We start from the raw sequence: 20,235 nt of genomic DNA, 5'->3' as shown, positions 1-20,235 counted from the left end.
AGGGATCAGACTGACATGACCAAGGTGATTACGGCTGGCACCGTCGTGCGGGTCCGGGTGCCCGCCTCCAGCGCCAACCTGGGACCGGGTTTCGACTCGCTGGGCATCGCGCTGGGCATTTGGGACGAGATCGAGGTGACCGCGATCGACTCGGGCCTCGTGATCGAGGTTCGGGGGGAGGGTTCGGGGGATGTCCCGCTGAACTCGACCCACCTCGTGGTGCGTGCCATCGAGCGCGGCTTGGAGGCCGCCGGAGTGTGGGCGAGTGGCCTTAAGGTGCTGTGTGAGAACAATATTCCGCATTCGCGCGGCCTCGGGTCCTCCGCGGCTGCGGCCGTCGGCGGACTGTTCGCCGCCAACGAGCTCGTCAAGGCCGTGGTTCCGGAACGGGCGCTGACGCAGCAACAGCTACTGCAGCTGGCATCCGAGTTCGAGGGACACCCGGACAATGCCGCCGCCAGCGTGCTGGGCGGTGCCGTGGTGTCCTGGACCGATAAGTGCGGTGCGGACCGCTGCTACTCCGCGGTGCGCCTCGAGGTGCACCCGGGTATCCGCGCCTATGCGCTGGTGCCGGCCGATCGCGGCGCCACCTCCGAGGCTCGCGGTCTGCTGCCTGCGGTGGTGGACCATGCGGTCGCCGCGTTCAATGTCAGCCGATCCGCGCTGGTCGTCGTCGCGCTGACCTCGCGGCCGGACCTGCTGCTGGAGGCCACAGAGGATTTGCTGCACCAGCCGCAGCGCGCCGCCGCCATGCCTCGCACCGCGCATTGGATGAAGCGCCTGCGCGAGCAGGGGATCGCGGCTGCGGTCTCCGGGGCCGGGCCGAGTGTCCTGGCACTGACCACACAGCCGCTGCCGGAGGCTTTGCGCCTCGAGGCGGAGGCCGACGGCTTCACAGTCCTCGCAGTCGATGTCGCGGCGGGCGCGAGCCTGATCTGACGCAGCAGTGCGAACAGCTCGGGCCGATCTCCAGAAATGGAGGTCGGCCCGAGCTGTTCGCTAGAGGACTAGAGGATCACAGCCGGTCCACGGTGAGGTCGCCGTCCTGGTACTGGCCGCGCAGGCGCTTCTTGTCGAACTTGCCGACGCTGGTCTTCGGGACCTCCTGGATGCGGGCCCAGTTTTCCGGCAGCTGCCACTTGGCGACCTTGCCCGCGAGGAAGTCCTGCAGCTCCTGCACCGTGGTGCTGGAGCCGTCGCGCAGCACGACGGCGACCAGTGGTCGCTCATCCCACTTCTCGTCGGGGATGCCGATGACCGCGGCTTCTAGGACGTCCGGGTGGCCCATCACCGAGTTCTCCAGGTCCACCGAGGAGATCCACTCGCCGCCGGACTTGATGATGTCCTTCGAGCGGTCGGTCAGGGTGAGGAAGCCGTCCTTGGTGATGTGGCCGACGTCGCCGGTGAGCAGCCAGCCGTCGTCGAACTTGTCCGCGCTGTCGACGCCGTAGTAGCCGCCGGCGATCCATGGTCCGCGGACCTGGAGCTCGCCAACGCTTTCGCCGTCGTGCGGCACCAGGTTGCCGTCGTCGTCCTTGAGTCGGGCCTCGACGCCGGCGGGGAAACGGCCCTGGGTGTAGCGGTACGCCCAGGCCTCGTCGCCGGTGACCCCGGCGGGGCATTGCGCCACCGAGCCGAGTGGCGAGGTTTCTGTCATGCCCCAGGCGTGCAGCACGGGGATGCCGTAGCGCTCCTCGAAGGCGTGCATCACGGACGGCGGCACTGCGGAGCCGCCGACGACGACGCTGCGGAGGCTGGAGATATCGGCTTTGTGGTCCTCGAGGTGCAGCAGCAGGCCCTGCCAGATGGTGGGGACAGCGGCGGCGAACGTGGGCTTGATGGCCTCGATCATGTCCGCGATGGGCGCTGGCTGCAGGAATCGGTCTGGCATCAGCAGGGAGGCGCCGATCATGAACGCCGCGTACGGCAGGCCCCAGGACATCGCGTGGAACTGCGGCACGATGGCCAGCGCGATATCGCCCTGGCTCAGCGCCATGCCATCAGTCATGCAGACCTGCATGGAGTGCAGCCAGATCGAACGATGGGAGTAGACAACGCCTTTCGGGTCGCCGGTGGTGCCGGAGGTGTAGCACATGGCCGCCGCCGTGCGCTCGTCCAGCTCGGGCCACTCGAACACGTCCGACTCGCCGGCGATGAGCTGCTCGTAGCTGTGGACCGTGATGCCCGCCGGCGCCTGGAGGGCGGACGTGTCGGAGCCGGTGACGATGATGTGCTTGACGGTGGTGAACTCCGGCAGGCGTGGGCCAAGCAGGGGAATCAGAGTCGGGTCCACGATGATGACGTGGTCTTCGGCATGGTTAACCACGTGGACCAGCTGCTCCGGGAAGAGCCGGATGTTCAGGGTGTGGAGCACGGCACCCATCGAGGGGATCGCCAGGTAGGCCTCGAGATGCTCTGAGTTGTTCCACATGAAGGTGCCGACCCGCTGGTCGCCAGTGACGCCCAGGCCGCGCAGTGCGTGCGCCAGCTTCGCGCAGCGGCGGCCGACCTCCGCGTAGCTGACGCGCTTGGACTCCTCGCCTGTCCACGTGATCACCTCTTGCTCGCCGTGCACCGAGCTGCCGTGTCGAAGCAATTGGCTGATCGAAAGAGGGGCATCTTGCATCGTGCTGAGCATTAAGACTCCTGACTGGCGAATTTTCCCATGCAAATAGACACCTCACCGGTGTCATCTGTCACAGTCTAGGGGTTGGCAGCGTGGTTGGGGCGGCGGATGTTGCCGCGAGTCGTCCTGCGGGCTATCCTTGATTCAGTCCACAATTTGTGCGCACTCGACGCCGATTATTCTTAAGGACAATCCCTCCCGATTTCATCGGTGTGTCTCTCGGGTTTCTCGGCCCTGCAGTTCAAGGTTCTCGTTGTGCTTCTTCGTTTGGGGCCTCGGGGGGCATGATCGCGGACGCGGTGCAGCGGCAGTTCTTTGTGGAACGACATATGCATCTCCATCCGCGGGATGGATGCCATACCGCTCGGCTCGTAATCTACGGCCAGCGGATCGACCCCCAGTGCCATGAGTTGCATCCGGGGTAAGGAAAGGACTTCCGTGACCGATACGGACCTCAGCACCACCGGCGTCGAGTCGGCTGCCGGATCTACTGCAACCAAGCGTGCCGATGCGCGCCGGAGCGGCGGACTATCGACCATGCTCCTCCCCGAACTGCGCAGCCTTGCCGGGCAACTGGGCATCAAGGGCACGTCGGGCATGCGCAAGGGCGACCTGCTCTCAGCTGTGCGCGACCACCAGGGGAAGCAGGCCCCCGCCAAGGCGAAGGCGGCCCCCGCCAAGGCTGCTGCGAAGGCGCCTGTCGCGAAAGCGGCCCCAGCCCCGGTCGTCGAGACCAAGGTTGCTCCAGCCCAGGGCTCGGAGCCCAAGGTGGCTACCGCCAAGGCCGTTGAGCCCAAGCAGGTCCAGACGCCCGTGTCCGAGGCCAAGGCTCCGGCGGTGACCGCGACCGAGTCGAAGGCCGCCGAGATCAGTACCGCTGCCGCCGGGGAGAGCTCCGGTGAGCAGAACAAGGGTGCCGACGGCGGTGCGGGGAACCGCAACGCCCAGGCCGGCAACTCGCAGGCTGGCAACTCGCAGTCCGGTGACAATGAGGGGCGTCGCAACCGTCGCCAGCGATCGGGCGAGCGCCAAGGTGGCGAAGGCCGTCAAGGTAATCGCAACCAGGGTGGCGGTAACCAGGGCTCAAGCAATCAGGGCTCGAGCAACCAGGGGTCGAGCCACTCGGATTCCGACTCGGACGGCAATGGCCGTCAGCAGTCCGGCAGCCAGGGCGGTCGCGACAACCAGCGCAGCCGCTCGCGTGATGGACGTGACGGACGAGATGGCGAAGGCGCCGACGGCAACCGTCGTGGCCGGCGCTTCCGTGAGCGTCGTGGCCGCGGCACCCGTGAGCACGGCGATGGCAACGTGGACATGGAGGTCCGCGAGGACGATGTGGTGCAGCCCGTCGCTGGCATCCTCGACGTGCTGGACAACTATGCCTTTGTGCGCACCTCGGGCTACCTGGCCGGACCGAACGACGTGTATGTGTCGATGAACATGATCCGCAAGAACGGCCTCCGCCGGGGCGACGCCATCACCGGCGCTGTCCGCGTCGCGCGGGAGTCGGAGCAGGGCAGCCAGCGGCAGAAGTTCAACCCGCTGGTGCGTCTGGACTCGGTCAACGGCGGCCCGGTCGAGGATGCCAAGCATCGCCCGGACTTCTCCAAGCTCACCCCGCTGTACCCGAACGAGCGGCTACGCCTGGAGACGGACTCGAAGGTCCTCACCACGCGGATCATCGACTTGATCATGCCGATCGGCAAGGGCCAGCGCGCCCTGATCGTGAGCCCGCCCAAGGCGGGTAAGACCACTATCCTGCAGAACATCGCGAACGCGATCGCGATCAACAACCCCGAGTGCCACCTCATGGTGGTGCTGGTGGACGAGCGGCCCGAAGAGGTCACCGATATGCAGCGCTCCGTGCGCGGCGAGGTAATCGCGTCCACCTTCGACCGGCCGCCGTCAGATCACACCTCCGTCGCGGAGTTGGCGATCGCCCGGGCCAAGCGGCTCGTGGAGATGGGCAAGGACGTCGTCGTCCTGCTCGACTCGATCACCCGCCTCGGCCGCGCGTACAACAACTCGTCGCCCGCCTCCGGCCGGATCCTGTCTGGTGGTGTCGACTCCACCGCGTTGTACCCGCCGAAGCGTTTTCTCGGCGCTGCGCGCAACATCGAGGACGGCGGCTCGCTGACGATCATCGCCACCGCGATGGTCGAGACCGGCTCGCAGGGCGACACGGTGATCTTCGAGGAGTTCAAGGGCACCGGCAACGCTGAACTCAAGCTGGACCGCAAGATCGCAGAGCGGCGGATCTTCCCGGCCGTGGACATCAACCCGTCGGGCACCCGGCGCGATGACCTGCTGCTGGCTCCGGAGGAGGCGGCGGTGATGCACAAGCTGCGCCGTGTCATGTCCGGTCTAGACTCGCATCAGGCCATCGATGTGCTGATGGATCAGATGAAGAAGACCCGCAACAACTACGAGTTCTTGATGCAGGTCTCGAAGACTGCGCTCGGCGGCAGTAGCGAATAAGCAGGATCGAACAAGCGGTATGCCGGAGTCGGGAACAAAATCGGCTCTGGCATACTTGAACAGTTGAGTCCGGTTCCGGTTCACGACTTCGAAACCTCGAGGCCGACCCGGCGACCATTCCCGAGAGGACCCCATGAAGGCTGGCATTCACCCCGATTACGTCGCGACCACGGTCGTGTGCGGCTGCGGGAACACGTTCGAGACCAACAGCACCAAGGAGAGCGGACGGATCACCGTCGAAGTTTGCTCCCAGTGCCACCCGTTCTACACGGGCAAGCAGAAGATCCTTGACACGGGCGGCCGCGTCGCTCGCTTCGAGGCGCGTTACGGCAAGCGTGCGGGCAAGGCTGACGCTGAGGCTGCCGACGCCAAGTAGCTTCACCGCCGACGCCCGTCCTGCATCTCGCAGGCCGGGCGTCGGCTTTTCTATCTAGCCAGTTTTGGCTGAATACTTTTCGCCGCATCGGAACCGAGTGGAGTGATTGATCATGGCCGGGACCCGGACGTCGTCAGCCATCGACGATATTTTGGCTGAGCACGCAGGGCTTGAGCAGCAGCTGGCGGACCCCTCGCTACATGAGGATCCGACCGCGGCCAGGCGGGCCGGCAAGCGGTTCGCGGAGCTCGCGCCGGTCATGTCCACCTACACTCGGCTCGTCCGTGCGCAAGAGGACCTCGAGGCCGCCAAGGAGTTGGCTGCCGATGACTCCAGCTTTGCCGCGGAGGCCGCGGAGCTCGCACAGCTCGTCGACACCCTCGGCGCGGACCTCGCGGACCTGCTGGCCCCCCGGGACCCCCACGATGGCGACGACATCGTGATGGAGGTCAAGTGCGGCGAGGGCGGCGAGGAGTCTGCGCTGTTCGCGGCGGACCTGGCCCGCATGTACATCCGCTATGCGGAGCGCCACGGCTGGAAGGTCGAGGTGCTCGACGCGACCACGTCGGACCTCGGCGGCTATAAGGATGCGACCCTGTCGATCAAGTCGAAGGGCGACTCTCGCGACGGTGTCTGGGCGCGGCTCAAGTTCGAGGGCGGGGTGCACCGCGTGCAGCGTGTGCCTGTCACCGAGTCGCAGGGCCGCGTGCACACCTCGGCCGCCGGCATTCTCGTCTATCCCGAGCCCGACGAGGTCGACGAGATCGAGATCAACGACGCCGACCTGCGTGTAGACGTCTACCGCTCCTCCGGCAAGGGTGGCCAGGGCGTGAACACGACCGACTCCGCGGTGCGCCTGACACACCTGCCCACCGGCCTCGTCGTGACCTGCCAGAACGAGCGCTCGCAGATCCAGAATAAGGCGCGGGCCATGCTGGTGCTTGCGGCGCGGCTCAAGGCCGCGGCCGACGAGGCGGCAAACGCGGAGGCGGCGGCGGGACGTGCGAGCCAGATCCGGACCGTGGACCGCTCCGAGCGCATCCGCACCTACAACTACCCGGAGAACCGCATCGCCGACCACCGCATCGGCTTCAAGGCGCATAACCTCGACGTGGTCCTCGACGGCGAGATGGACCCGCTACTCGACGCCCTCGCGCTCGCCGACCGTGAGACCCGGATGCAGGCAGAATGAGCCGCCAGCCGTTCCGCCTGGCGATCCTCGAAGGCGCTCGGATCCTCGAGGAGGCCGGCGTCCCCAATGCGCGCATCGACGCCGAGATCTTGGCCGCCCACGTAGTGGGCGTCGAGCGGCCCCGGCTGGGCTTGGTCCCGCTGGTCGACCGCGACGTGCTCGACGCGTACGAGGCGCTCATCGCGCAGCGGGCCACGCGAAAGCCGCTGCAGCACCTGATCGGCGAGGCGCACATGGGGGACATCACCGTGGCGATCGGGGAAGGCGTGTTCATTCCCCGGCCGGAGACAGAGCTGCTGTTCGGCTGGGCCCTGGCCTACCTGGAGGGCAACTACCACCGTGACGAGCCGCCCGTGGTCCTGGACCTGTGCACCGGCTCCGGGATTCTGGCCCTCGCGATCGCCAACGCGCGGCCGGACGCCGTCGTGCACGCGGTGGAGCTGGATCCGCGGGCGCTGAGCTGGGCCCGCCGGAACGCCGACGCGCAGACTGCGGCGGGGGACACCCCTATCCACCTGACCCAGGGCGATGTCACCGATCGCAATCTCCTCGCCGAGCTTGAGGGCGGCGTGGACCTGATCGTCAGCAACCCGCCGTACGTGCCCGACGCCACCGAGGTGGACGTGGAGGTGCGCGATCATGACCCGGCGATCGCCGTGTTCGCCGGCGCGGATGGACTCTCGGTCATCCGCCCTCTCGTCTCGAACGCCGCCCGCCTGTTGCGGATCGGCGGGGCGGTGGCCATCGAGCACGACGACACCAACGGCACCGATACCGCGGACCTGTTCCGAGCCCGACGGGTGTTCGGCGAGGTCTCCGAGCATCCGGACCTGGCCGGCAGGCCCCGTTTTGTGGTCGCGCGCAGGGAGGCGACGGCGGCGGAGGCCGAATGGCTGCAGTGATCAGGGTCCCATTGGTGCGCGCGATGTCGAGTGGTTGGATGGTTTCTTGTGAGTAGTGACTTTGATTGCGCGGAGCCGGCCTCGAGGGCTGCGGGACTGCTGGCGGCCCGCAGCGCATTGCGCGCGGGCAAGCTTGTGGTGCTGCCCACCGACACCCTCTACGGCATCGGCTGCGACGCCTTCGACAGCAATGCGGTCACCGCGTTGCTCCGGGCGAAGGGGCGGGGCCGGGACATGCCAGTACCGGTGCTCATCGGGTCCTGGAACACCATCGACGGACTCGTGTTCTCGGTGAGCCCACAGGCCCGTGATCTGACCCGCGCTTTCTGGCCTGGCGCACTGAGTCTTGTTGTGCAGCAAGCGCCTTCGCTCGCGTGGGACTTGGGCGATGCCCACGGCACGGTGATGCTGCGGATGCCACTGCACCCCGTCGCCATCGAGCTGCTGCGGGAAAACGGCCCGATGGCAGTCTCTAGCGCGAATATTTCCGGGCGAGCCCCGGCGACAACGCTGGGGGAGGCCAAGGAGCAGCTCGGCGGCGCCGTGTCCGTCTACCTCGACGGCGGGCCGTGCGAGCAGGGGATGGCGTCGACCATCGTCGACATCAGCCAGGGCCAGCCTCGTATCCTGCGCGAGGGCGCTGTGTCTGCTGCGGCCATCGCCGAAGTGGTCGGACTCTCCGTCGACCAGCTTCGCGGCTGAGCACCGGCCAGCCCGGTAGCGTGATCCCCGTGCCGTCATCCGATCCTGCCCTGATGCTGCTTGCCCAGTCATCGGGCGGCATCGGCGTCCCACTCCGCGAGCTGGGCCTCCTGGTGCTCGCGAGCGCGGTCGTCACCTTCCTGGTGACAGGCGTGGTGCGGATCCTCGCGGTCCGCTTCGGCGCCGTCGCGATCCCGCGGCAGCGCGATGTCCACGTGATTCCCACGCCCCGGCTGGGCGGCATCGGCATGTACATCGGCGTGCTCACCGCATTCGGCCTGGCGAGCCAGCTGCCTGCGCTGAACAGGGGCTTCGAGTTTGGGACCGACATCATCGCGGTGATCGCCGCCGGAGCGGTGATCGTCATCGTGGGGGTTATCGACGACACCTGGGGACTCGACGCGCTCACCAAGTTCGTCGGCCAGCTAACGGCCGCCGGAGTGATGGTGGTCCTCGGCGTCACGTGGTTCCTGGTCTTCGTCCCGTGGGGTGGGGGAGTGACGGTGGTGCTGGACCAGCTCCAGGCCGGCCTCCTCACCGTCGTCATCACCGTGGTCGTGATCAACGCCGTGAACTTCGTCGACGGGCTCGACGGCCTGGCGGCGGGGGTGGGGCTCATCGCGGCCGCGGCCGTGGCCTTCTTCTCCATCGGCCTGCTCGGCGAGCAGGGGGGCGATGTCAGCGCCTATCCGCCCGCGATGATCGCCGCCGCGCTGGCCGGCGCCTGTCTTGGCTTTCTGCCGCACAACTTCCATCCCGCCCGGATCTTCATGGGCGACTCCGGCTCGATGCTCATCGGGCTCATGCTGGCCGCGGCCTCGACCAGCGCCTCGGGGCGCATCGGGTTGGCCGCCTACGGCACCAAGGACATGCTGGCGCTGCTCTCGCCGGTCTTGGTCGTCGGCGCCATCATGTTTATCCCGGTGCTGGACCTGCTCCTGGCGATCGTGCGCCGCACCAGGGCCGGGCGGAGCCCCTTCAGCCCGGACAAGATGCATCTGCACCACCGGCTGCTGCAGCTCGGCCACTCGCACCGCCGCGTCGTGCTGGTCCTCTACCTGTGGACGGCACTACTCGCCTTCGCTGCCGTTGCGCCCGCGATCCTCGGCGCAAAATACGTCCTGCCCGGTGTGGCCGGGGGCTTCGTGCTGACGTTGATCATCACCATCGTGCCGAGGCTGCGCCGCGACGCCAAGTGAGTCCCCGTCAGGGCCTGGGCCGTCGACGGTAAGCTGACTGCCTGTGAGTGAAAAGCAGCAGGACTCGATTCCCCAGCACGCGCCTTTCGTGGCGGCGCTCCGGTACGGCGGCTCCGGGCTGATCGTGGTGGCCGTGGCCAGCTCGATCATCTCCTACCTGTCCGCAGGGTCCAAGGGGCTGTGGGGCGCGCTGATCGGCGCCGCGCTCGGTGGCGCGTTCATTATCGCCACCGTCCTGGTGATGTACCTGATGCGCAATGCCCCGCCCACCACCACCGGCGGTGTCCTCATGGGCAGCTGGCTGATCAAGCTGATCATCGCGATCGGGGTGATGGCGATCCTGCGCGGCATGGACTTCTATAACAATGTCGCCCTGGTCCTCACCATCGTGGCGACGCTGATCGTCATGCTCACGGTGGAGACGATGGCGATCGTGCGCACGAGGGTGCCGTATGTGGTGCCGGAGACCCCCGACGAGGGGCGCTAGCACCCCTAGTACTACCTCATGTAGTATGGCTAATCGGGCAGACCCGAATGTCACAGTTTGGCCAACGGGTTGATAGGCTGCCCTCTGCGGTCCAGTTGCGCGGTGGTTGGAGTCATCCGATCGCCCCTCTGGCTGCTGGTCCGTGCCAAATTCGGCGCTGGGCCGGAAAGTTTGACCACACTGACATATCCGATCGAACCGCTATCGCTGCGTGGCGGACTGAGAACGGGAGAGACCGCTGAGCGCGACGTCGTTTTTCAATTTCGGAGACTTCCATCCTCCATCCCTGGACGAGTTCTTCCCGGGCTCCCTGTTGTTCGAGGGAACATGGTTCGAGATCGACCGGCTGATGATGGTGCGGTTGATCATGACCGCCGCGCTGCTGGTCTTCTTCGCTGTGGCCATGGGCCGGGCCAAGATCGTGCCCCGCGGAGTTCAGAACCTGGCCGAGTATTTACTCGACTTCGTCCGGGTCCAAATCGCGGAGGAGATCCTGGGCAAGGAGCAGGCTAAGCGTTTCCTGCCGTTGCTCATGACGATCTTCTTCATGGTGCTCTCGCAGAACCTCTCGAGCATCATCCCCTTCCTGAACATCTCCGCGAACGCCAGGATCGGCGCACCGCTGGTTCTGGCCGTGGTCGCCTATATCGCGTTCAACTACGCAGGCATCAAGAAGTTCGGGTTCTTCCGCTTCGTGAAGTCCTCCGTGGTGGTCCCGCAGGTGCCGCCCGTGCTGCACATCCTGCTGATCCCCATCGAGTTCGTCTCGACCTTCATCCTCCGGCCATTCACGCTGACCGTCCGTCTCATGGCGAACATGTTGGCTGGCCACATCATGCTGGTGCTGTTCTTCAGCGCCACCCAGTTCTTCTTCTTCGGCAGCGCCGAGGGCTGGATGCGCCCCTTCGGCGCCGGCTCGCTGCTTGTCGGCTTCGCCTTCACGCTGTTCGAGATGCTGGTCATCTTCCTGCAGGCGTACATCTTCGTCCTGCTGACAGCTGTGTACATCGATCTTGCTCTCCACGCGGAAGAGCACTGACCAACAACCCCGATTGACTCGGTGGCCAAACCCGGGCGCTGAGGCACACGAATAGGAATGGATTAACAATGAGCGTTGCGCAGCAGGCTGTGGACATCCTGGCCGCGGATGGCGTCGAGACCACCTTCAAGGGCTTCGGCGCGATCGGCTACGGCCTGGCGGCCATCGGCCCCGGCATCGGCATCGGCATCGTGGTCGGCAAGGCCATCGAGGGCATGGCCCGCCAGCCGGAGATGTCCGGCCAGATCCGTACCACCATGTTCCTGGGTATTGCATTTACCGAAGCCCTGGCGCTGATCGGTATCGTCACCGGCTTCATTTTCTAAGCCATGCCCACATCCGATTTGGTGTTTCTCGCAGAGAACAACCCCATCATCCCGGCCTCCTACGACATCGTGTGGTCGGCCATCGTCCTGCTCGTCATCGGCTTCTTCTTCTGGAAGTTCGTGATGCCGATCTACACGCGCACCATGGCGGAGCGCACGGAGAAGATCGAGGGCGGCATCCTGCGTGCCGAGGAGGCACAGGCCAAGGCGCAGGCGGCGTACGAGCAGTACAACGCGCAGCTCGCCGAGGCTCGTGTCGAGGCTTCGCGCATCCGTGAGGACGCGCAGGAGCAGGGCAAGCAGATCGTCAATGAGATGAAGGTCAAGGCTCAGGACGAGAGCGATCGCATCATCGCGGCAGGCGGCAACCAGCTACAGGCCCAGCGTCAGCAGATCGTCGCGGAGCTCCGCAGCGATCTCGGCCGTACCGCCGTGGACCTGTCCGAGAAGATCCTCGGCGCATCCCTGTCCGATGAGGTCACCCGGTCCAGCTCCATCGACCGCTTCCTCACCGAGCTGGATTCCGTCGATGCCGGATCCGCGAGCAAGGCGGCCAAGTGACCGAGATGTACGCAGCGAGCCGCGAGGCGCTTGAGCATGCCAGGGGCACGCTGAAGAGTGAGCTGTCGTCGTCCTCGGACGGTGTGGCGGCTGCGCAGATCGGCTCCGAGCTGTTCAGCGTCACCACCCTGCTTGACGGCGACCGCGCGCTTCGGGGATTGCTCTCCGACGCGTCGTTGCCGGCAGCCGAGCGTCGTGGCCTGGCCAACCTGTTCCAGGGCAAGGTTTCCGACAACACCTTCGCGGTGCTGGCTGGAGCCGTTGAACAGCGTTGGTCCAGCGCACGCGACCTTGTGGACTCCATCGAGCAGCTCGGCCGTGAGGCCTTGCTGATCTCGGCGGACCAGCAGGGTCAGCTGGCCACGGTAGAGGATGAGCTTTTCCGGCTCGGCCGCATTGTGGACGCCAACCCCCAGCTGCAGTCGGTCCTCACAGACCGCACCGCGGAGCCCAGCCGGAAGCAGCAGCTCATCAGCGGCCTGCTCTACGGCAAGGTGACTGCGGTGACGCAGGCCCTGGTCGCCCAGGTTGTGGGACGTCTCAAGGGTGCTCCCGCCGCTTCGTTCGACACGCTGTCGAACCTTGCCGCGGTGCGTCGCAACCAGACGGTGGCACATGTCCGTGCTGCGGCGCCGATCTCCGAATTGCAGCGCCAGCGGCTCACCGAGTCGTTGACGCGCCTGTACGGCAGAGCGATCGCCGTGCATGTGGAGGTCGACTCCCAACTGCTTGGTGGTCTGGTGGTGCGGGTCGGTGACGAGGTCATCGATGGCAGCGCAGCTGGTCGCCTGGCTTCAGTTCGCAAGAACATCGGTTAAGCCCATTTAGGCGACCCAAAGCGGGTCAGACAGCTTTTGCATTCGAAACAGTCCACAACAGATACCCGAGAGCAGGAAGAACATGGCGGAGCTGACGATCTCCTCCGACGAGATTCGTAGCGCGATTGAGAACTACACCTCGAGCTACTCCCCGGAGGCCTCCCGCGAGGAGGTCGGTGTAGTCACCGACACTGGTGACGGCATTGCACACATCAGCGGACTCCCGTCGGTGATGTCGAATGAGTTGCTTGAATTCCCGGGCGGGGTCAAGGGCGTTGCCCTGAACCTCGAGGCCCGCGAAATTGGTGCAGTTATCCTTGGCGAGTTCGACGGCATTGCAGAGGGACAGGAAGTCAAGCGGACCGGCACAGTGTTGTCGGTGCCCGTGGGCGACGCCTTCCTCAGCCGTGTCGTGAACCCCCTTGGACAGCCAATCGACGGTCTCGGCGAAATTGTTTCCAACCAGGACCGCGCACTCGAGCTGCAGGCCGCCTCCGTACTGGAGCGCCAGCCGGTTCGCGAGCCGATGCAGACGGGCATGATCGCGATTGACGCGATGACGCCTATCGGCCGCGGCCAGCGCCAGCTGATCATTGGTGACCGTAAGACGGGCAAGACCGCGCTCTGCATCGACGCGATCTTGAACCAGAAGGCCAACTGGGAGTCCGGCGACACGAAGAAGCAGGTTCGCTGCATCTACGTCGCCATCGGCCAGAAGGGCTCCACGATCGCCGGCGTCAAGGCCGCGCTCGAGGAGCAGGGCGCGATGGAGTACACCACCATCGTCGCCGCCCCGGCCTCCGACTCGGCCGGCTTCAAGTGGCTCGCGCCGTACACCGGCTCCGCCATCGGCCAGCACTGGATGGAGGACGGCAAGCACGTTCTCGTCGTCTTTGACGACCTGACCAAGCAGGCGGAGGCGTACCGCGCCATCTCGCTGCTGCTGCGTCGCCCGCCGGGCCGCGAGGCATACCCCGGTGACGTGTTCTACCTGCACTCGCGTCTGCTGGAGCGTTGTGCGAAGCTGTCCGACGCCCTTGGCGGCGGCTCGATGACCGGCCTGCCGATCATCGAGACGAAGGCCGGTGACGTCTCGGCGTACATCCCGACCAACGTCATCTCGATCACCGACGGCCAGGTCTTCCTGGACGCGGACTACTTCAACCGTGGCATCCGCCCCGCCATCGACGTCGGCATCTCGGTGTCCCGCGTCGGCGGCGACGCGCAGACCAAGGGCATGAAGAAGGTTTCCGGCTCGCTGCGTCTGGAGCTCGCTCAGTACCGCGAGCTCGAGGCCTTCTCGGCCTTCGCCTCCGACCTCGACGCGGCCTCCAAGGCGCAGCTCGAGCGCGGCGTGCGCTTGGTCGAGATGATGAAGCAGGACCAGTACCGTCCGGTTGCCGTCGAGGACCAGATCGTCACGATCTACCTCGCAGGCGAGGGCCACTTCGACTCGGTCCCTGTGGCCGACGTGCGCCGCTTCATCGCGGACCTGCTGGACGACACGCACCGCAACGCCCCCGGGGTCTACGAGGCCATCAAGGGCGGCGCAGCGCTGACCCCTGAGGCCGCGGCAGAGCTCAACGCTGCGACGGTCGACTTCAAGCAGGGCTTCATCGCCACTGACGGCTCGCGGGTCGTCAACGAGGCTGAGGCCAGCACTCTCGCACCCGAGGCAGTCGATCAGGAGAAGGTCACCGTCAACCGTAAATCGGTTACCAGGTGATTTCCCCAATGATTGCCACCACGAGTTGTGAAGGGAGTGTGACCGGCTAATGGCGAACCTTCGTGAATTGCGGTCGAGGATCAAGTCTGTCAACTCGACCAAGAAGATCACCAAGGCGCAGGAGCTCATCGCGACCTCGCGGATCACCCGGGCCCAGGCCCGTGTCGCCGCGTCGAAGCCCTACGCCGTCGAGATCACCAAGGTCCTGACGGAACTGGCGAGCGCATCCGGCTCGCTCGACCACCCGCTGCTCAACGAGCGCCCGGAGCCCAAGCGGGCTGCGATCCTCGTTGTGACCAGCGACAGTGGTATGTGCGGCGGCTACAACTCCAACGTTCTCAAGGAGGCGGAGGAGCTGTCCCAGCTGCTGCGCAGCGAGGGCAAAGAGGTTGTGCTGTTCGTGACGGGCAACAAGGGTGTGGGCTACTACACCTTCCGTGACCGTCCGTTGGCCGGCGCGTGGTCTGGCTTCTCCCAGCAGCCCACTTACGCGGACACCGCTGGCGCAGGTCGGCACCTGGTTGAGTTGTTCCTTGCCGGTTCCGGCAGCGAGATCGAGGCTGCCAACGGCGAGGGCACGATCGAGGGAGTCGACGAGCTCCACATCGTGTACACCCAGTTCGTCTCGATGCTGACCCAGACGCCGCAGGTGCGGCGGATGGCGCCGCTCGAGGTCACCGTGCAGGAGGAGGTGGTCGAACTCGGCGAGGACATGCTCTCCGACAACGGCAACGGCGCCCCCCGCCCGGACTACGACTTCGAGCCCGAGCCCGAGACGCTGCTGGCCGCGCTGCTGCCGAAGTACGTCAACACGCGCATCTATGCCGCACTCCTCGACGCCGCGGCGTCGGAGTCTGCGGCCCGCCGTACCGCCATGAAGGCGGCTACGGATAACGCATCGGACCTGGTCAATATCCTCTCGCGAGAGGCCAACCAGGCCAGGCAAGCCCAGATTACCCAGGAAATTAGCGAGATCGTTGGTGGCGCCTCCGCGCTGTCCGCGAGCGCAGGAAGTGACTAAGCAATGACCGCAGCAATGACGCAGGACAGCGCGGCTGGCACAGCCACCGCCGGGCGGGTCGTGCGGGTCATCGGCCCCGTTGTGGACGTCGAGTTCCCGCGCGGCGCCGTGCCCGCGCTATACAACGCCCTCCACGCAGAGATCGCTCTGCCGGAGGTCGCCAAGACGCTGACCCTCGAGGTTGCGCAGCACCTGGGCGACAGCCTGGTGCGCACCATCTCGATGCAGCCCACCGATGGCCTCATCCGCGGCACCACCGTGATCGACACCGGCAGCTCCATCATGGTGCCGGTTGGCGATGTCGTGAAGGGACACGTGTTCAACGCGCTGGGCGATTGCCTGGACGCGCCGGGCACCGGCCGTGACGGCGAGCAGTGGAGCATCCACCGCCAGCCGCCGCCCTTCGACCAGCTTGAGGGCAAGACTGAGATCCTCGAGACCGGTATCAAGGTCATCGACCTGCTGACCCCGTACGTCAAGGGCGGCAAGATCGGTCTGTTCGGTGGTGCCGGTGTCGGCAAGACCGTTCTGATCCAGGAGATGATCACCCGTATCGCCCGCGAGTTCTCGGGCACCTCGGTGTTCGCCGGCGTCGGCGAGCGCACCCGTGAGGGCACTGACCTCATCCTCGAGATGGACGAGATGGGCGTGCTTCCTGACACGGCACTCGTGTTCGGCCAGATGGATGAGCCGCCAGGCACGCGTATGCGTGTGGCCCTGTCCGCTCTGACCATGGCGGAGTACTTCCGCGATGTGCAGAACCAGGACGTGCTGCTGTTCATCGATAATATTTTCCGCTTCACGCAGGCCGGCTCCGAGGTCTCCACGCTGCTGGGGCGTATGCCCTCCGCGGTGGGCTACCAGCCGACCCTGGCGGACGAGATGGGCCAGCTCCAGGAGCGCATCACCTCGACCCGTGGTCGCTCGATCACGTCGCTGCAGGCGATCTACGTGCCCGCAGATGACTACACCGACCCCGCCCCGGCGACCACCTTCGCTCACCTGGATGCGACCACGGAGCTTTCCCGTGCGATCACCCAGAAGGGCATCTACCCGGCAGTCGACCCGCTGACCTCGACGTCTCGTATCCTCGAGCCCTCGATCGTCGGCGACGAGCACTACCGTGTGGCCCAGGAGGTCATCCGGATCCTGCAGAAGTACAAGGAACTGCAGGACATCATCGCGATCCTCGGCATGGACGAGCTCTCCGAAGAGGACAAGGTTCTGGTCGGCCGTGCGCGCCGCCTGGAGAAGTTCCTCGGCCAGAACTTCCTCGTTGCCGAGAAGTTCACGGGCCAGGTCGGCTCCGTCGTGCCGCTGACGGACACCATCGAGGCGTTCGACAAGGTCACGAAGGGCGAGTACGACCACCTGCCCGAGCAGGCGTTCAACAGCTGCGGTGGTCTCGACGACGTCGAGGCGAACGCAGCCAAGATCGCCGGGAAGTGACGGTAGCCCGTGGCTGAGATGACGGTTGAACTGGTCGCTGTCGAGGCGCAGCTGTGGTCGGGATCGGCCACCATGGTCTCGGCCCAGACCACCGAGGGCGAGATCGGCATTATGCCCGGTCACGAGCCCGTCCTCGGCCAGCTCGTCGAAGGCGGCGTGATTGCGATCACGACCACCGACGGGGAGCGTATGGTCGCGGCAGTGCACGGCGGATTCCTGGCCGTCACTGCCGGGAAGGTAAGCATCCTCGCCGAGTCTGCGGACTGGGCTGAGGATATCGACGCGGAAGCGGCGCGGGCGACCGTTGCTGATGCCACCGATGAGAGCGTTTCCGTGCTGCAAGCACGGGGCCGCCTGAGGGCTGTCGAGCGCGCCACCACGTAAGCTCTGCACTACCAATCTGTCGCGACGAGCCAAGGGGTCCGATCAGTGTGAACAACGGGGTGACCATAGTGATCATTCTGGTGTTCGCCCTGACCGCACTAGTTCTCTCTTGGCTCGTCGCGGCTTTTTGCTATCGATTCGCGAACGTGCGCAAGGGCGGCACTCCGGTGCTGCTCCGGATGCTGCCCGCTGTTGGCGATGCGGGCTGGCGACACGGGGTCGTTTTGTACGGCGACCTCGAACTGCGGTATTTCCGGCTCTCCAGTGTCCGGATCCTGGCCGACGCACATTTCAGTCGGCACCACATCGAGATAGTCGGACGTCGCAAACCCCAAGCTGGGGAGCTCGAGATCATGCCCGAGCGCGTGTCCGTGGTGGATGTGGCCTGTCGGGGAGTCAAGTTTGAGATTGCCCTCGATCGTGATTCGCTGACAGCCCTGCAGTCATGGATCGAGTCCAGGCCCCCGGAGCGGACCGTCCGCCGCGTCCGCCGATAATTCCTGAGCTGTGTTGAAAGGCCGCCAACCTCACACCGAGAAGTTCTCGGGGAGGCTCGCGGCCTTCTTCTGTTTCCGGGGGGTCAAGTCGTGGGGCTAGCTCTCTTTTTGCGCGGCGCCCGGCACCCACAGCACGTCGCCAGCAGGATTCCCGACGCGGCTGAGGATGAACAACAGGTCAGAGAGCCTGTTGAGGTATTTCGCCGGGAGCACGTTCGTGTCCTCGGGACTTTCCTGCACCTGCGCCCAGGCCGAGCGCTCCGCACGGCGGGAGATTGTCCGTGCCGAATGCAACAGGGCAGCTAATACGGTGCCGCCGGGCAGGATGAACGAGTTGAGGGGAGTCAGCTCCTCGTTGAAATCGTCGCACCACGCCTCTAGGCGCTCGATGTACACCGGCGTCACTCTGAGCGGGGGGTACTTCGGGTCCGCCTCCACCGGAGTGGACAGATCGGCGCCGGCATCGAACAGATCGTTCTGGATCTGTCGAAGCACCACCAGCATCCCCTCCGCCGGCTGCCCCAGGGCGACCGCGAGGCCGATCGCGGCGTTGGTCTCATCACAGTCGGCATAGGCGATTAGCCGGGGATCTGTCTTCCGCACCCTGGAGAAATTGCTCAGGCCAGTGGTGCCGTCGTCGCCGGTGCGGGTGTAAATACGTGTCAGGTGAACAGCCATGGTCGTACCGTACCCCGTGATCTGGCATAGGCTGTCTCGCTGTGAGCGATCGATTTTTGGTAACCGGTGGTGGCAGGCTCGTTGGCGGGGTAGTGGTCAGCGGCGCGAAGAACAGTGTCCTCAAGCTGATGGCGGCGGCGCTGCTCGCGGAGGGCACTACAACTATCAGCAATTGCCCGGACATTCTGGATGTGCCGTTGATGGCGGCCGTGCTCGAGGGTTTGGGCTGCGTGGTGCGACTTGACGGGGACATTGTCGAGATCACCACTCCCGAGACGCCTCGGTACCGCGCGGACTTCGAGGCGGTGGAGAAGTTCCGCGCCTCGGTGTGTGTGTTGGGGCCACTGCTCGCCCGGTGTAAGCGGGCAATAGTGGCGTTGCCTGGGGGAGACGCGATCGGCTCTCGGCCGTTAGACATGCATCAGCAGGGTCTTCGTCAGTTGGGCGCCACCTCGAAGATCGAACACGGCTGCGTCGTGGCCGAGGCCGAAGCGCTCCATGGCGCCGAGGTAAGCCTGGAGTTCCCATCGGTGGGCGCCACAGAGAACATCCTGATGGCCGCCGTGCTCGCCACGGGGGAGACCACGATCATCAATGCCGCTCGCGAGCCTGACATCGTCGACCTTTGCGACATGCTGGTGCAGATGGGCGCTCGGATCGAGGGCGCGGGCACCTCGGTGCTCAGTGTGGTGGGAGTAGAGAAGCTGCACCCGACCTCGCATCGTGTGATTGGCGACCGTATCGTCGCCGCCACTTGGGGTATCGCCGCGGCGATCACGCAGGGAGATGTCGAGGTCAGCGGGATCGACCCGGCGCATTTGAGCCTGGTGCTCGACAAGCTTCGCGCAGTGGGGGCCGAGGTCACCACACGTGAGAACAGTTTCCGGGTGGTCCAGCGCAACCGCCCGGTTGCGGTGAACTTCGCGACATTGCCCTATCCGGGCTTTCCCACGGATCTGCAGCCGATGGCGATAGTGCTGGCCGCAGTGGCTGATGGCACCTCGGTCATCACCGAGAACATCTTCGAGGCGCGGTTCCGGTTTGTGGAGGAGATGATGCGCCTAGGCGCACAGACTCGTATCGACGGTCACCACGTCGCGATCCGCGGTATCCCGCAGCTCTCCAGCGCACACGTCTGGTCCTCCGACATCCGCGCTGGCGCCGGCCTGGTCCTCGCCGCCTTGGTGGCCGATGGGGTCACCATCGTGGATGACGTCTTCCACATCGACCGCGGGTACCCATCATTCGTCGAGGACCTTAAGAGCCTCGGAGTGGAGATTGTCCGGGTCCCCGCGTCCGACTGATCCGCTCCCCGGATCCTGCGCGCTGAGTCCCACCACGTCCTTCGGATAGCTCGACCGCTTGCCCCCGTCCTCGATGTTCGCCCCTCTTCGGAGGCTGGGCGCATGTGCGACGGGGGCAGTCTGCGTTACAGGCCCGTTCTGGCTCGCAGTGTCAGAGTAGGACTACTCAATCTGGGCCCCGTGGGCGATAAAGGAGGACCTCACCGACGGGACACATCCCGTTGTTCATGTTGACGTGACGCTCTGACCTGCAGAGTTGTGGTGCCGGGCATCTTGGCGTAACTTAGTTCAAGTCGGAGCAACGAGCAGCAGCCCGGGCCAAACGGACCGGGAATTTCAAGCGTGCGTGTGTGCTACGGTAGTAAACGTGCGCCACTGAGAACGACGGGGTAAGAAACCCCGAAGTTACGGTGTGCGCGTGTTCTTTGAGAACTCAACAGTGTGTCGATGAATGTCAGTGCCAAATAATT

At 65.5% G+C, this 20,235-nt stretch carries 20 protein-coding genes; 18 read left to right on the top strand and 2 right to left on the bottom strand.

The window, feature by feature from the left end; all coding sequences use genetic code 11:
* Positions 1-15: 15 nt before the first annotated feature.
* Positions 16-939, top strand: coding sequence for a homoserine kinase (gene thrB / locus TBIF_RS08110; RefSeq protein ID WP_024794326.1), 924 nt, complete (start codon positions 16-18; stop codon positions 937-939).
* A 76-nt stretch (positions 940-1,015) separates the two neighbouring features.
* On the opposite strand, the gene TBIF_RS08105 is transcribed toward thrB, so the two are convergent.
* Entirely contained in the window at positions 1,016-2,638 is a 1,623-nt protein-coding gene (locus TBIF_RS08105) for a long-chain fatty acid--CoA ligase (RefSeq protein ID WP_024794325.1), read from the bottom strand.
* A gap of 426 nt (positions 2,639-3,064) precedes the next feature.
* Between TBIF_RS08105 and rho the strand changes: the two genes are divergently transcribed.
* The 16 genes from rho to TBIF_RS08025 all read left to right on the top strand — a co-directional run bounded on the left by rho (position 3,065) and on the right by TBIF_RS08025 (position 17,783).
* A complete protein-coding gene (gene rho, locus TBIF_RS08100; RefSeq protein ID WP_024794324.1) occupies positions 3,065-5,104 on the top strand; it encodes a transcription termination factor Rho in 2,040 nt (679 codons plus the stop codon).
* Positions 5,105-5,237: 133 nt separating this feature from the next.
* Positions 5,238-5,480 carry a 50S ribosomal protein L31 gene (gene rpmE, locus TBIF_RS08095; protein ID WP_024794323.1) on the top strand — a complete coding sequence of 81 codons (243 nt, stop codon included), beginning with the start codon at positions 5,238-5,240 and terminating at the stop codon, positions 5,478-5,480.
* Between the two features lie 112 nt (positions 5,481-5,592).
* Entirely contained in the window at positions 5,593-6,672 is a 1,080-nt protein-coding gene (gene prfA, locus TBIF_RS08090; RefSeq protein WP_024794322.1) for a peptide chain release factor 1, read from the top strand.
* Positions 6,669-7,574, top strand: a complete 906-nt coding sequence (gene prmC / locus TBIF_RS08085) for a peptide chain release factor N(5)-glutamine methyltransferase (protein ID WP_024794321.1) — start codon at positions 6,669-6,671, stop codon at positions 7,572-7,574. The genes prfA and prmC overlap by 4 nt, the downstream gene beginning before the upstream one ends.
* A 48-nt stretch (positions 7,575-7,622) precedes the next feature.
* Entirely contained in the window at positions 7,623-8,276 is a 654-nt protein-coding gene (locus TBIF_RS08080; RefSeq protein WP_024794320.1) for an L-threonylcarbamoyladenylate synthase, read from the top strand.
* A gap of 53 nt (positions 8,277-8,329) precedes the next feature.
* On the top strand, positions 8,330-9,475 hold the full coding sequence (locus TBIF_RS08075) for a glycosyltransferase family 4 protein (protein WP_200182851.1): 1,146 nt from the start codon (positions 8,330-8,332) through the stop codon (positions 9,473-9,475).
* Between the two features lie 43 nt (positions 9,476-9,518).
* Positions 9,519-9,962, top strand: a complete 444-nt coding sequence (locus tag TBIF_RS08070) for a Cg1360 family ATP-synthase-associated protein (protein WP_235174592.1) — start codon at positions 9,519-9,521, stop codon at positions 9,960-9,962.
* A 238-nt stretch (positions 9,963-10,200) separates the two neighbouring features.
* The gene (gene atpB, locus TBIF_RS08065) at positions 10,201-11,001 is read left to right on the top strand and encodes a F0F1 ATP synthase subunit A (protein ID WP_200182852.1); all 801 of its coding nucleotides are present in this window, start codon (positions 10,201-10,203) and stop codon (positions 10,999-11,001) included.
* A 68-nt stretch (positions 11,002-11,069) separates the two neighbouring features.
* A complete protein-coding gene (locus TBIF_RS08060) occupies positions 11,070-11,327 on the top strand; it encodes an ATP synthase F0 subunit C (protein WP_024794316.1) in 258 nt (85 codons plus the stop codon).
* A gap of 3 nt (positions 11,328-11,330) precedes the next feature.
* On the top strand, positions 11,331-11,888 hold the full coding sequence (locus TBIF_RS08055) for a F0F1 ATP synthase subunit B (protein WP_024794315.1): 558 nt from the start codon (positions 11,331-11,333) through the stop codon (positions 11,886-11,888).
* A 5-nt stretch (positions 11,889-11,893) separates the two neighbouring features.
* A complete protein-coding gene (locus TBIF_RS08050) occupies positions 11,894-12,706 on the top strand; it encodes a F0F1 ATP synthase subunit delta (protein WP_038170432.1) in 813 nt (270 codons plus the stop codon).
* 82 nt (positions 12,707-12,788) lie between these two features.
* Positions 12,789-14,432 carry a F0F1 ATP synthase subunit alpha gene (gene atpA, locus TBIF_RS08045; protein WP_024794313.1) on the top strand — a complete coding sequence of 548 codons (1,644 nt, stop codon included), beginning with the start codon at positions 12,789-12,791 and terminating at the stop codon, positions 14,430-14,432.
* A gap of 49 nt (positions 14,433-14,481) precedes the next feature.
* Entirely contained in the window at positions 14,482-15,453 is a 972-nt protein-coding gene (locus TBIF_RS08040; RefSeq protein WP_024794312.1) for a F0F1 ATP synthase subunit gamma, read from the top strand.
* 3 nt (positions 15,454-15,456) lie between these two features.
* Positions 15,457-16,902: a F0F1 ATP synthase subunit beta gene (gene atpD, locus TBIF_RS08035; RefSeq protein ID WP_024794311.1), complete on the top strand. Its 1,446-nt coding sequence runs from the start codon at positions 15,457-15,459 to the stop codon at positions 16,900-16,902.
* Between the two features lie 9 nt (positions 16,903-16,911).
* The gene (locus TBIF_RS08030; RefSeq protein WP_024794310.1) at positions 16,912-17,286 is read left to right on the top strand and encodes a F0F1 ATP synthase subunit epsilon; all 375 of its coding nucleotides are present in this window, start codon (positions 16,912-16,914) and stop codon (positions 17,284-17,286) included.
* Between the two features lie 68 nt (positions 17,287-17,354).
* Complete coding sequence (locus tag TBIF_RS08025; protein WP_235174590.1) at positions 17,355-17,783, top strand: DUF2550 domain-containing protein; 429 nt, start codon at positions 17,355-17,357, stop codon at positions 17,781-17,783.
* Positions 17,784-17,879: 96 nt separating this feature from the next.
* Here TBIF_RS08025 and TBIF_RS08020 read toward each other — a convergent pair whose 3' ends face one another.
* A complete protein-coding gene (locus tag TBIF_RS08020; RefSeq protein WP_024794308.1) occupies positions 17,880-18,461 on the bottom strand; it encodes a cob(I)yrinic acid a,c-diamide adenosyltransferase in 582 nt (193 codons plus the stop codon).
* Between the two features lie 41 nt (positions 18,462-18,502).
* Here TBIF_RS08020 and murA point away from each other — a divergent pair, with 41 nt between their 5' ends.
* Positions 18,503-19,765, top strand: coding sequence for a UDP-N-acetylglucosamine 1-carboxyvinyltransferase (gene murA, locus TBIF_RS08015; protein ID WP_024794307.1), 1,263 nt, complete (start codon positions 18,503-18,505; stop codon positions 19,763-19,765).
* The last annotated feature ends 470 nt before the right edge of the window (positions 19,766-20,235 follow it).

This window comes from Tomitella biformata AHU 1821 (genome assembly GCF_000524475.1).
GTDB classification, from domain to species: domain Bacteria; phylum Actinomycetota; class Actinomycetes; order Mycobacteriales; family Mycobacteriaceae; genus Tomitella; species Tomitella biformata.
Note: the sequence above shows the minus strand (reverse complement) of the source record. Positions and strands in the feature narration are given on the sequence as shown.

What these genes read in the sequence shown, in the direction of transcription:
- thrB (WP_024794326.1), top strand. Translation starts at nt 16, where the DNA reads ATGACCAAGGTGATTACGGCTGGCACCGTCGTGCGGGTCCGGGTGCCC.
- TBIF_RS08105 (WP_024794325.1), bottom strand. Translation starts at nt 2,638, where the DNA reads ATGCTCAGCACGATGCAAGATGCCCCTCTTTCGATCAGCCAATTGCTT.
- rpmE (WP_024794323.1), top strand. Translation starts at nt 5,238, where the DNA reads ATGAAGGCTGGCATTCACCCCGATTACGTCGCGACCACGGTCGTGTGC.
- prfA (WP_024794322.1), top strand. Translation starts at nt 5,593, where the DNA reads ATGGCCGGGACCCGGACGTCGTCAGCCATCGACGATATTTTGGCTGAG.
- prmC (WP_024794321.1), top strand. Translation starts at nt 6,669, where the DNA reads ATGAGCCGCCAGCCGTTCCGCCTGGCGATCCTCGAAGGCGCTCGGATC.
- TBIF_RS08075 (WP_200182851.1), top strand. Translation starts at nt 8,330, where the DNA reads ATGCTGCTTGCCCAGTCATCGGGCGGCATCGGCGTCCCACTCCGCGAG.
- TBIF_RS08060 (WP_024794316.1), top strand. Translation starts at nt 11,070, where the DNA reads ATGAGCGTTGCGCAGCAGGCTGTGGACATCCTGGCCGCGGATGGCGTC.
- TBIF_RS08055 (WP_024794315.1), top strand. Translation starts at nt 11,331, where the DNA reads ATGCCCACATCCGATTTGGTGTTTCTCGCAGAGAACAACCCCATCATC.
- TBIF_RS08050 (WP_038170432.1), top strand. Translation starts at nt 11,894, where the DNA reads ATGTACGCAGCGAGCCGCGAGGCGCTTGAGCATGCCAGGGGCACGCTG.
- atpA (WP_024794313.1), top strand. Translation starts at nt 12,789, where the DNA reads ATGGCGGAGCTGACGATCTCCTCCGACGAGATTCGTAGCGCGATTGAG.
- TBIF_RS08040 (WP_024794312.1), top strand. Translation starts at nt 14,482, where the DNA reads ATGGCGAACCTTCGTGAATTGCGGTCGAGGATCAAGTCTGTCAACTCG.
- atpD (WP_024794311.1), top strand. Translation starts at nt 15,457, where the DNA reads ATGACCGCAGCAATGACGCAGGACAGCGCGGCTGGCACAGCCACCGCC.
- TBIF_RS08020 (WP_024794308.1), bottom strand. Translation starts at nt 18,461, where the DNA reads ATGGCTGTTCACCTGACACGTATTTACACCCGCACCGGCGACGACGGC.